Raw genomic sequence first — 10,658 nt, 5'->3', positions numbered from 1 at the left:
CCTGCCAATAAGGTCTGAATCCAGAAAGTTTCAGGCACACCAAACAATTGAACTTCTTGAAAGGTTTGGTTCACATCTGATGTGACTTGGACAAGGTTCGCTGGTGTTTCAAAAATAAAAAATAAAGCAACGCAAATCAGCGCGAATAATTTTACAAAAGATTCAAATGCCACAGCTAACATGAGGCCGCCATGTTGCTCGGTATTGGCAATTTGCCTTGTACCAAAAATCATAGCCAAAATAGCCAGTACACTGGTTAGAAGCAAAACACTATTGGTGGTTGTATGAATATGAGCATTCTGTTCCATAATGACAGAAGTACTTAAAGCAATTGCACGTAACTGTAAGGCTAGATAGGGAATAATTGCGATTACAGCCAAAATGGTGACTAGTGATGCCAACACCCCACTTTTCCCATAACGCGCCGCAACAAAGTCAGCAATTGAGGAAATTGCGTGGTGCTGGCGTACCCGACCTAAACGTCGCCAAATGTCATAACCAAACCAGACAAATAAGAGAGGGCCTAAGTAAATAGGCAAGAAAATGACGCCTTCTCGAACAGCTGCTCCAGTCGCACCATAAAATGTCCATGATGAACAGTAAACGCCTAGTGTTAAGCTGAACAAGAACATGCGGCCACGTGTACTCAGACGGCTGGCATGCTTTTCACCAAAAAAAGCACAAATAAATAAGAGTGCTATATAAAGGGTGAGTACCCCAATAATCAGCCAGCTGTTCATATGACTCACATGATTAAAACCTTGTGCCTATCATACCCCAAGCAGAAACAAAGCTATAAATTGATTAAATTTTAACGACCAAAGTCTAAGTTACGAATTACACGTAATTTTGCTAACTTTAATCCTGAGAAACTACTATTAAAAAGTGGCCAAGGCTGGGCACAGGGCAAGGAGTTTGGTTATGGATCAGAACCAAGTAGAACAGATTCTACGCAATCCAAAGTTTCAAAAGATGGTCAAGAAAAAAAGTACATTAAGTTGGACGCTCACAATCATCATGTTAGTTCTTTATGTGGGTTTTATGCTGCTTGTTGGCTACAACAAAGAATTTTTGATGAGTTCATTTAGTGGCGGTGTAACGACATGGGGAATCCCACTAGGTTTAGGAATTATCGTTTTATCTTTCCTATTGTGTGGTGTGTATTCTTTTATCGCGAATAGTACCCTTGACCAGTTGAGTGAAGAAGCGTTGAAGGAAGTTGAAGCCATCACGCATGAGAAAGGACTACACTAATATGAAATGGAATTCATTAAAAGCGAAAGCTTTATTGGCAGCAGCATCGCTATATTCAACAGTGGCTATGGCGAGTCCAGATCTGGGTGAAGCTGAACAACAAGCAACCAACTGGCATGCCATTATTATGTTTGTCATTTTTGTTGGTTTCACTTTGTTCATTACGAAGTGGGCTGCGAAGCAAACCCAATCAACACAAGATTTCTATACAGCAGGTGGCGGAATCAGCGGTTTCCAGAATGGTCTGGCAATTGCGGGTGACTATATGTCTGCTGCATCTTTCCTTGGTATTTCTGCACTAGTGTTTAGTTCAGGCTTTGATGGCTTACTTTACTCGCTTGGATTCATGGTAGGTTGGCCAATCGTTTTATTCTTGGTTGCAGAACGCTTGCGTAACCTAGGTAAATATAACCTTTCAGATGTGGTTTCATTCCGTCTTGAAGAGAAACCAGTACGTACTTTAGCTGCAGTCAGTTCACTTGTTGTGGTGGCATTCTATTTGATTGCTCAAATGGTAGGTGCGGGTCAGCTCATCAAATTACTCTTTGGTTTGAACTACAATATTGCTGTTGTCATCGTTGGTCTATTGATGATGGCATACGTAATCTTTGGTGGCATGTTGGCAACAACATGGGTACAAATTATTAAAGCGGTTATGTTACTCAGTGGCGCAACCTTCATGGCATTCATGGTGATGAAAGCAGTTGGTTTCAGCTTCAGCAACATGTTTAGCCAATCAATTGAAGTTTTCAGTAAAGTACATGACATCAGTTTGGCCGATGCTTCAAAAATTATGGGGCCGGGTAAACTTGCGGCAAATCCAATTGATGCCTTGTCTCTAGGTTTGGCGTTGATGTTTGGTACAGCAGGTCTTCCACACATCCTGATGCGTTTCTTCACTGTAAAAGATGCAAAAGAAGCACGTAAATCAGTTGTGGTTGCAACAGGTTTCATTGGTTACTTCTACCTTTTAACTTTCATTATTGGTTTCGGTGCGATCCTTTTCGTATCAAACAACCCGCAATTCCTTGATGTTGCAAAAATGGCAGTAACAGGCAAACTTGAGCTTGTTGGTGGTAACAATATGGCAGCCGTGCATTTAAGTGACGCTTTAGGCGGTGACTTATTCATGGGCTTCATTTCAGCAGTAGCGTTTGCAACGATTCTTGCTGTTGTTGCTGGTTTAACACTTTCAGGCGCATCGGCAATCTCTCATGACTTATACGCTAACGTATTCAAAAAAGGTCAAACGACGCCTGCTTCTGAACTTCGTATGTCAAAAATTGCGACATTGGGCTTAGCAATTTTCGCAATGGTTTTGGGTATCTTGTTTGAGAAGCAAAACGTAGCATTCATGGTTGGTTTAGCGTTCTCTGTCGCTTGTTGTGCAAACTTCCCGATTCTTGTTCTTTCAATGTTCTGGAAAGGCTTAACGACTCGTGGAGCGGTTATTGGTGGTGTTGTTGGTCTTGTAACAGCAGTAGTACTTATTGTACTTTCTAAAGCAGTTTGGGTAGATACTTTAAAAATCTCTGATTCACCAATCAATCCGTTCAATGGTCCAGCGTTATTTGCTATGCCATTGTCATTCCTTTGCTGTTGGTTCTTCTCGGTGACTGACAACTCTGCACGTGCTAAAAAAGAGCGTGCTGCTTTCGATGCTCAATATGTTCGTTCAATGACTGGTATTGGTGCATCTGGTGCATCGGATCACTAAGACTAATATTGTTAGCTCATTGTTCAAAAAGCCCTACGGGGCTTTTTTTATACTTATTTTATTTCCAATCTAGAGTTTAGATATTAATAAAGAACAACTTGTTTGCCTGATTTTGTGTACAGTATTATTTGTTAAATCTCAAAAAAGCATAATGAAACAAGGAAAATAATAATGCGATCTATTATTGAGTTTTGGGCAAGTTTTCGCTTACTGCCTTCCGCATGGCTGTTGCTCGTTCAATTTATTCTGTTGATTTTAGCCATGCTGACATTTGATAGTTTGCCTTACCGGACTTTAACCTGGTCATTAGGGGTCCTTGCTTTATTATTGATTGCCAAAGTTATTCGCCAGACCCCGATGTTTACTTTTTTAGGCTTAACATTTGTGAGCGGTGCAATTCTGTCATCAGTACTGATTGTGTTGGGATATAGCAATTTATATATTCAACTATTTGCCCATAGCTGTGAAGCTCTGGCCTATTTTTCGGCAGCTTATAGTTTATTTCGTTATATGTTCGCTGACCGATATTTAACAAGAGATGAACTATTTGCGGCGGCAGCAGTCTTTACACTGATTGCATGGGGTTTTGCATTTTTATATAACATTTGCCAGCTCGTTTTCCCTTATAGCTTTCAAAATCCAAATAACCCCCATGCTTTCCAAACTTGGCTAGATTTACTCTTTTTAAGCTTTAGTTTGCAGTCGGCTACAGGCTTATCCGACCTCATGCCAATCACTCCACCAGCGCGCGTTTTAGCCATGCTGCAAATGTTCTGTGGAGTCATGTATTTAGCTTTAATCGTCACCCGTCTAATTGCTTTACAATATATTACCCACCTCCCTAAAAAAAATTCAGATAAATAATGGAGGAGGTGTTTTAATTTATTTACACCTTTGTAACTGCAATATTCTTTAAGTTTATTTAGAGTGTTATCGGCTTTCTCTATTGAAAGCCCTAGCTTTGTTCATTCTATGAATATCTTATTGGCATTTAAGCCTGTCACTCGTCATTAAAATAACATGGAGGATTTATGCCTTCCAAACAGTCCGGTTGGTTCGCAAACGTTAATCCTAACGTATTTTTGGGCACGGTCATTATCATTGCTTTGTTTTTAGCAGTGGTTGTGATCGCCCCGAGTTCTTTTGAGCTTCTAACACAGCAATTAAAACAGTGGATCACTGATTCATTTAGTTGGTTCTATGTTTTATCTGTTGCTTTCTTTCTCATCTTATTGATTTACATTGCCTGCTCCTCGATTGGACGCATTAAATTAGGACCAGATCATAGTCAGCCTGATTATAACAATGGGTCTTGGTTCGCTATGCTGTTTACAGCAGGGATGGGGATTGGGTTGATGTTCTTCGGCGTTGCCGAACCTGTCATGCACTATGTTAATCCACCAAGTGGTGAGGCTCAAACGATTGATGCAGCACAGCAAGCATTAAGAGTTACCTTTTTCCATTGGGGACTACATGCTTGGGCAATCTATGCTGTAGTTGGGTTAGCTTTGGCTTACTTTGCCTATCGGCATAATTTACCTTTAAAGACCCGTTCAGCACTCTATCCACTCATTGGTAAGAGAATTTATGGGCCATGGGGCGATAGCATTGATATATTCGCGACCATTGGTACTGTATTTGGTGTAGCGACCTCTCTTGGCTTTGGGGTAACCCAGATCAATTCTGGTTTGCATTATTTATTTGGAGTAGAGCAAAGCACCAATATTCAAGTCTTACTCATTATTTTCGTGAGTATGTTAGCTTCCTTATCTGTGTTTCTAGGTCTTGATAAGGGTGTAAAACGTTTATCGGAGTTAAACTTAGTTTTAGCTTTAATATTATTGGTATTCGTTTTTGTTGCCGGTCCGAGTATTTATTTACTTCAAACGACGATTCAAAATACTGGGCAATATATCTCTAACCTATTTACCATGACATTCAACTTATATGCCTATCAGCCGAATGGGTGGATTGGTGGTTGGACAATTTTGTACTGGGCTTGGTGGATTTCTTGGTCGCCGTTTGTGGGAATGTTTATTGCCAGAGTTTCTCGTGGTCGTACCATTCGAGAATTTATTGTTGGGGTTTTACTCATTCCAACAGGCTTTACCATTATCTGGATGGGTTTCTTAGGAAATGCCGCCTTATTTAGCATTATCCATGAACACCAAACAACATTAATTCAGGCTGTTCAGCAAGATTCGTCAGTTGCATTATTTGAATTCTTAGGTCACTTACCGTGGTCTGGTGTGATGAATGTCTTGGCAACTATTTTGGTGGTTTTATTTTTTGTGACATCTGCTGACTCGGGGGCATTAGTCACTGACTATTTAACTGCTAAATCTGAAAATTCACCAACTTGGCAGCGTCTATTCTGGACTGTACTCATGGCTGTGCTCGCAATTATTTTATTGCTAGTCGGTGGCTTGGCTGCACTTCAGGCTTCCATCATTATGAGTGCGTTACCTTTTACTGTCGTCATGCTCTTAATGAGTTGGGGATTGATAAAGGCCTTGCATCTTGATGTCACAAAAATGACAGCCATTCAAGAAGCACGTATTACACCACGCGCGATTCATAATCCAAGAAGCTGGCAACAGCGTCTAGGGTTAATCATGCACTATCCTCATAATGAAGAAGAAGTGCGTGAATATATTGAGAAGCAAGTGGCTGGTGCATTTGAAAATATTCAACATGAATTTAGACGCCGTCATCTTGAGGTTTCAATTAGCCAACTTGAAGATGGTATGCAACTTCGGGTGGACCATCACAATGAAATTAATTTTATTTATAAAGTTGTTCCACGTGAAACAGTACCGCCAAGTTTTTTAATTGGGCGTACTGAAGCCGAAGACGGGCAATATTTCCAAGCAGAAGTTTTCTTAAGAGAGGGTGGTCAGAACTATGATGTAATGGATTGGACGCAAGAAGATTTAATTCAAGATATTATTGATCAATATGAACGTCATCTGTATTTCTTAAATATTGTGCGAAGCTAATATTTAAGTATAAAAAAAGGACTCAATTGAGTCCTTTTTTAATTCGATTTCTAAATTAAATTAGAAACGGAATTTAGTATTTAAGCCGATAGTTTGAGTATCGTAGCTAGTAGACGCATTTTTAACGTCAGCTTTCATGTACGATGCACCAACTGCTAAAGCTGGAGTAATGAAGTAGTTTACGTTACCACCCCAAGCTTGACGGAATTCACCAAGGTCATTACCTTTGATGTCAGCTACGCCATCGTTACCAATGAAAGATGCGCCAACACTTAACTTAGGAGTTAAGTAAAGGTCAGTTTTCAAACCGTATTGGTTTTCTTGACCGAAAGCACCAGCAGCTTCAAAACCAATTGCCATGTTAGTTCCATCGATTGGACCTACATATTTAGCACGTGCTGTAACAGCATCTTGGTCGTCTTGAATCGCAGCAGTTTGGTTTACAGCAGAGTAGATACCGTTGCTGATGATGCCAAAGTTGTCTAAAGCAAATTGGTTAGCAACACTTGTATAACCAACAGTTATCAAGAAGTTAGGTAACAACATAGCACCAACTTCTAATGCATAACGGTCACCGTTGTCATCTTTAGAGAAGTTGTTTTTACCATCAACATCAGTGTGGTTGTAAGTTGCGCTAGCATATACAGGAAGGTAAGGAGTAGGAACATAAGCCTCACCTTTAACACCGTAAGTACCAACGTGGTAGTTTACGTTGCCTTGGTCATACTGTTGGTAGCTGTAACCTACAGATACGTTAGAAGCTTGGTTCAAGAAAGCTGCTTCAGCTAAAGGACCTTTAGTGGTATCAACATTTTTTAAATAGTATGTACCAGCAACGTCACCAGTGAAGTTTTTATCGTTTGCAGTTGTGTCAACATATTCAGATTGACCTTGAACTTCAAATTGATAAGCATGAGCACCGGTCATGGCTAATAATACAGCAGTGGCTAAACCAAGTTTTTTCATAATCATTTCCAGCAATAACAAGAGATAAAGCTGGGGTCATTGTATTGTAACAATTTATGAAGTCAATAATGAAAAAAAGGAATGTTAAAGATATTTGACACTTATGTTAAAATTGGTGAAAAACTAATCAAATGAAAAGTAAATTGTCAACCTGATAAAAAAATGAACATTTACAAGAGGCTAATAATTATATTTCATAACGAATTTAGAAATAAATGTTTAAAAGTTATTACAATTATGATTGGAAAAAATGATTAATATGATCGGTTTTAACATTAAGTAAATTGTAGAGTTGCTTACATGTTGAGTAAAAAATCACCAATTTATTATCGTATTCATACTATTTTGAGGAGTGGTTAACAATATTTAGATTAGTTTAACTAAAAAATTTAACTATTTTTAATTATTATATAAGTGAATAAAATAAAAGAAATCTCTATTTTAAGTTGAAAAATCGATTAAATTTTTAATTCTGATTAATTTAATCGACTTTACAAAAGTAGAGATAAGTCACATAATTCAATCGCAAAGTTCACTGCCTAACGTTTTTAGGATTTAAAGTGCTTTCCCAGATACGATGTGTGTATCACATCAGATTTTACGAGCTCAGCTTTCCCCAAGGTTGAGCTTTTTTTTATCTATAAGAAAATCTTAAAATTATAAGAAAATTTATATGAACTTTATTGGAAAATAATAGAACAAAAAGAACCCAGCTTAAAGCTGGGCAGTGGATGCTGGGAGAAGCGCATCCAAGAGGATAACTAGATATGTTTATTATCATTGCTAAAAATTTTTAATCTGTAAAATAGAGTTTTTTTATAAAAATCATTTAATTTTTCGATACTATTTATTTAAGCTTACTAAAATCTAGAAGCCGTATAATTATTAAAAGAGAAATGAAGGTTTTATTGATGAAATTCTAGTTATTAAAATGCTAGGATGGATTTAAGCCTAATTTATATCGTATTAAAAATGGCAGGACATTTACGGAGTACCAGCTAGAAATGTCAGGATTACGTTCAGAGCATATTAGTAATCGACTGTTCTTTTTTATGCTGGTTATTATTTTGTCCTTATTATTCATGGCTGTACCGCTTATTGTGGGAAGCTATCAGGATTATATAAAAACTAGACAAGCCTTAGCCGAAATAAAAAGTTTAAGAGCAGTAGCAGATATTGCCTATAAAATTTCTAAGGAGCGTGCTCCTGCAAATAAGATGATGTCGAGCAGTCCTAGTGATTTATTAAAGAATCAGCAAGAATTAAAAAAGTTTCGTTTAATTGTTGATGCGCAGATTGATACAAGCATTCTTATCTTAAAACAAGCAGGCTATGTTTCATTAGCAAATGAGCTGCAAACCAATTTCAAAGAAAATCTTAGACAAGCCCGACGTGTGGTTGATTATTACGGTGAAACTCCTTATGGAGCCAGAACTTCCGTTCAAATGGATAACGCTATTCTGGGAATGTTTGGAGTCTGGGACCATTGCAGGGAAATACTGCAAAAACTGATGTTGCAGCTAAAAAGTAAAGATAGCCGTATTTCTAATTACTTTACGCTCATTATAGTTCTAACCGATATGCGCGATCAGGCGGGACGGATGGCGTCTAATATTATTGCTCCTGTGAGCTTTAATGAAGAAATTCCAAGTAATAATCGTGCGCGCTCTCTACAAACTCAGCATCAATCTAGATATTTATGGATTTTGGTTGATACTTTACAACCTGAACAGGCAAAGACTCCTGAATACCGTCGGTTATATGCCCGAGTGAAATCAGAATTTATAGATAAGGGTATTCCGATTGTACAAAACCTATTAGAAGAAAGCCAAAAAGGGGAGCCATATGATTTAAATGGTACCCAATTGACAGAGGCAATCGTGGGTAAATTTACCACTGTGGTTGATTTACAAAGTTATATTCTTGATGAAAGTGTCGTGATTGCAACTCAAGAAAATGTAATTGCTCGAAATGGTTTTCTTTTAACTTTATTAATATCTCTAATTTCTTTAGCCACAGCGTTACTTACGCTTAATTATGCACAAAGAAGGGTATTTTCTCCTTTAATAAAAGCAAGGACTTTAATTTTAGATTTATCGCGTAGTTCTAATCATTGGACAGATGAGATGAATATGACAACAAAAGGTGAATTTCTTTCCCTCTTTGAAGCGATTGATCGATTACAGCGTATGTTGCAACAGCGTGATGCTTTTGAATTTCAATTAAAGAATATTGCCAATACAGATCCATTAACTGGAGTGTCTAACCGTTTAGCTTTATCTGAATATTTAAAAATTGTTGAAAGTTACCCTCAAAAATTTACGCAAACCTGTTTAATGATTATAGATATTGATCGTTTTAAACAGGTGAATGACCAATATGGGCATATTGTGGGTGACCATGTCATTGTCAGTATTGCCGAGCAATTAAAGCAAAATATCCGAAGTTCGGATTTAATTGTTCGTTATGGCGGAGATGAGTTTTTAATATTATTAGAACAGGTGCAATTTGTAGATGCTCGTCTTTTAGCAGAGAAAATTCGGATTGCGATTTCTTTAGAAGAGATTTGTTTATCTGGTTCAGATGAAAAATTGCATGTGTCTGTGAGTATTGGTTTTGCCATAGGCGCAGCGAGTTGGATAGAGCTTTTAGAGAAAGCTGATCGTTCACTATTAAGAGCTAAGGCCCGAGGTCGGAATGCAGTTGAGGGATAAAAAAGCCGGAAATGAGTTCCGGCTTTTTTATTCAATAAATTACTTCAACATTGGTTTTAAGAAGCGGCCAGTATGGGAAATTTCAACCTCAGCCACTTGTTCAGGTGTACCTTCGGCAATGATCATCCCACCGCCTGAGCCACCTTCTGGACCTAAGTCCACAACCCAGTCTGCTGTTTTAATCACATCAAGGTTATGTTCAATCACCACAATGGTATTACCCTTGTTACGTAGCTCATGCAAAATGTCGAGTAACTTGGCAATATCGTGGAAATGTAGACCTGTTGTTGGTTCATCCAAGATATATAAAGTTTTACCCGTATCTCGTTTTGCTAACTCACGTGCAAGTTTTACACGTTGTGCTTCACCACCAGATAAGGTCGTAGCAGCTTGACCTAAACGAATATAGCCTAAGCCCACCTGAGTTAAGGTTTCTAAGCGGCGGTGAATGACTGGAATTGCACTAAAGAATTCAGCAGCATCTTCAACCGTCATTTCTAAAACATCAGAAATGTTTTTGCCTTTATAGCCCACTTCAAGCGTTTCACGGTTATAACGTTTGCCATGACATGCATCGCAAGGCACATACATGTCTGGTAAGAAGTGCATTGCGACTTTAATCATGCCGTCACCTTCACAGGCTTCACAGCGTCCACCTTTCACGTTAAACGAGAAACGGCCTGCACTATAACCACGGGCTTTTGCCTCTGGCGTTTGAGCAAATAATTCACGGATTGGCGTAAATAGCCCTGTGTAAGTTGCAGGGTTAGAGCGTGGTGTACGTCCAATCGGGCTTTGGTCAATATCAACAACTTTATCAAGGTGTTGTAGACCATCAATTGAATCAAACTTTTCAGCTGTTAATGTGGTTGCGCCATTGAGTTGTGTAGCTGCCAATGGAAGCAAAGTACGGTTGATTAGTGTCGATTTACCAGAACCTGAAACGCCAGTCACACAAGTCATAATGCCGAGCGGAATTTTCAAATCGACATTTTTAAGGTTATGACC

General features: G+C 38.5%; 7 protein-coding genes and 1 pseudogene. 5 read left to right on the top strand and 3 right to left on the bottom strand.

The window, feature by feature from the left end; genetic code table 11:
• Window positions 1-740, bottom strand: a pseudogene (locus UC75_RS21060) (hybrid sensor histidine kinase/response regulator); the annotation flags it as partial.
• A gap of 181 nt (window positions 741-921) precedes the next feature.
• On the opposite strand from UC75_RS21060, the gene UC75_RS10190 reads away from it, so the two are divergent.
• The 4 genes from UC75_RS10190 (at window position 922) to UC75_RS10175 (ending at window position 5,970) form a co-directional block, all read left to right on the top strand.
• Window positions 922-1,254 (top strand): DUF485 domain-containing protein, encoded by a 333-nt coding sequence (locus tag UC75_RS10190; protein ID WP_004790008.1) that lies wholly within the window; start codon window positions 922-924, stop codon window positions 1,252-1,254.
• A gap of 1 nt (window position 1,255) precedes the next feature.
• Window positions 1,256-2,971, top strand: a complete 1,716-nt coding sequence (locus UC75_RS10185; RefSeq protein WP_049837516.1) for a cation acetate symporter — start codon at window positions 1,256-1,258, stop codon at window positions 2,969-2,971.
• 171 nt (window positions 2,972-3,142) lie between these two features.
• Window positions 3,143-3,835 (top strand): ion channel, encoded by a 693-nt coding sequence (locus UC75_RS10180; protein WP_049837515.1) that lies wholly within the window; start codon window positions 3,143-3,145, stop codon window positions 3,833-3,835.
• Window positions 3,836-4,002: 167 nt separating this feature from the next.
• A complete protein-coding gene (locus tag UC75_RS10175) occupies window positions 4,003-5,970 on the top strand; it encodes a BCCT family transporter (protein ID WP_049837514.1) in 1,968 nt (655 codons plus the stop codon).
• Between the two features lie 60 nt (window positions 5,971-6,030).
• Here UC75_RS10175 and omp33-36 read toward each other — a convergent pair whose 3' ends face one another.
• Window positions 6,031-6,936: a porin Omp33-36 gene (omp33-36, locus tag UC75_RS10170; RefSeq protein WP_049837513.1), complete on the bottom strand. Its 906-nt coding sequence runs from the start codon at window positions 6,934-6,936 to the stop codon at window positions 6,031-6,033.
• 1,004 nt (window positions 6,937-7,940) lie between these two features.
• Between omp33-36 and UC75_RS10165 the strand changes: the two genes are divergently transcribed.
• The gene (locus tag UC75_RS10165; protein WP_049837512.1) at window positions 7,941-9,650 is read left to right on the top strand and encodes a GGDEF domain-containing protein; all 1,710 of its coding nucleotides are present in this window, start codon (window positions 7,941-7,943) and stop codon (window positions 9,648-9,650) included.
• Between the two features lie 39 nt (window positions 9,651-9,689).
• On the opposite strand, the gene UC75_RS21055 is transcribed toward UC75_RS10165, so the two are convergent.
• A partial coding sequence (locus UC75_RS21055; protein WP_228137258.1) for an ATP-binding cassette domain-containing protein occupies window positions 9,690-10,658 on the bottom strand: 969 nt, incomplete at its 5' end.

It is taken from the genome of Acinetobacter sp. V2, assembly GCF_001188385.1.
Taxonomy (GTDB): domain Bacteria; phylum Pseudomonadota; class Gammaproteobacteria; order Pseudomonadales; family Moraxellaceae; genus Acinetobacter; species Acinetobacter oleivorans.
The sequence above is the reverse complement of the archived record's forward strand: the minus strand, read 5'-3'. Positions and strand labels throughout refer to the sequence as shown.

Bases quoted from the DNA above. Each gene is read 5' to 3' on its own strand.
- UC75_RS10190 (WP_004790008.1), top strand. From the start codon at position 922: ATGGATCAGAACCAAGTAGAACAGATTCTACGCAATCCAAAGTTTCAA.
- UC75_RS10185 (WP_049837516.1), top strand. From the start codon at position 1,256: ATGAAATGGAATTCATTAAAAGCGAAAGCTTTATTGGCAGCAGCATCG.
- UC75_RS10180 (WP_049837515.1), top strand. From the start codon at position 3,143: ATGCGATCTATTATTGAGTTTTGGGCAAGTTTTCGCTTACTGCCTTCC.
- UC75_RS10175 (WP_049837514.1), top strand. From the start codon at position 4,003: ATGCCTTCCAAACAGTCCGGTTGGTTCGCAAACGTTAATCCTAACGTA.
- omp33-36 (WP_049837513.1), bottom strand. From the start codon at position 6,936: ATGAAAAAACTTGGTTTAGCCACTGCTGTATTATTAGCCATGACCGGT.
- UC75_RS10165 (WP_049837512.1), top strand. From the start codon at position 7,941: ATGTCAGGATTACGTTCAGAGCATATTAGTAATCGACTGTTCTTTTTT.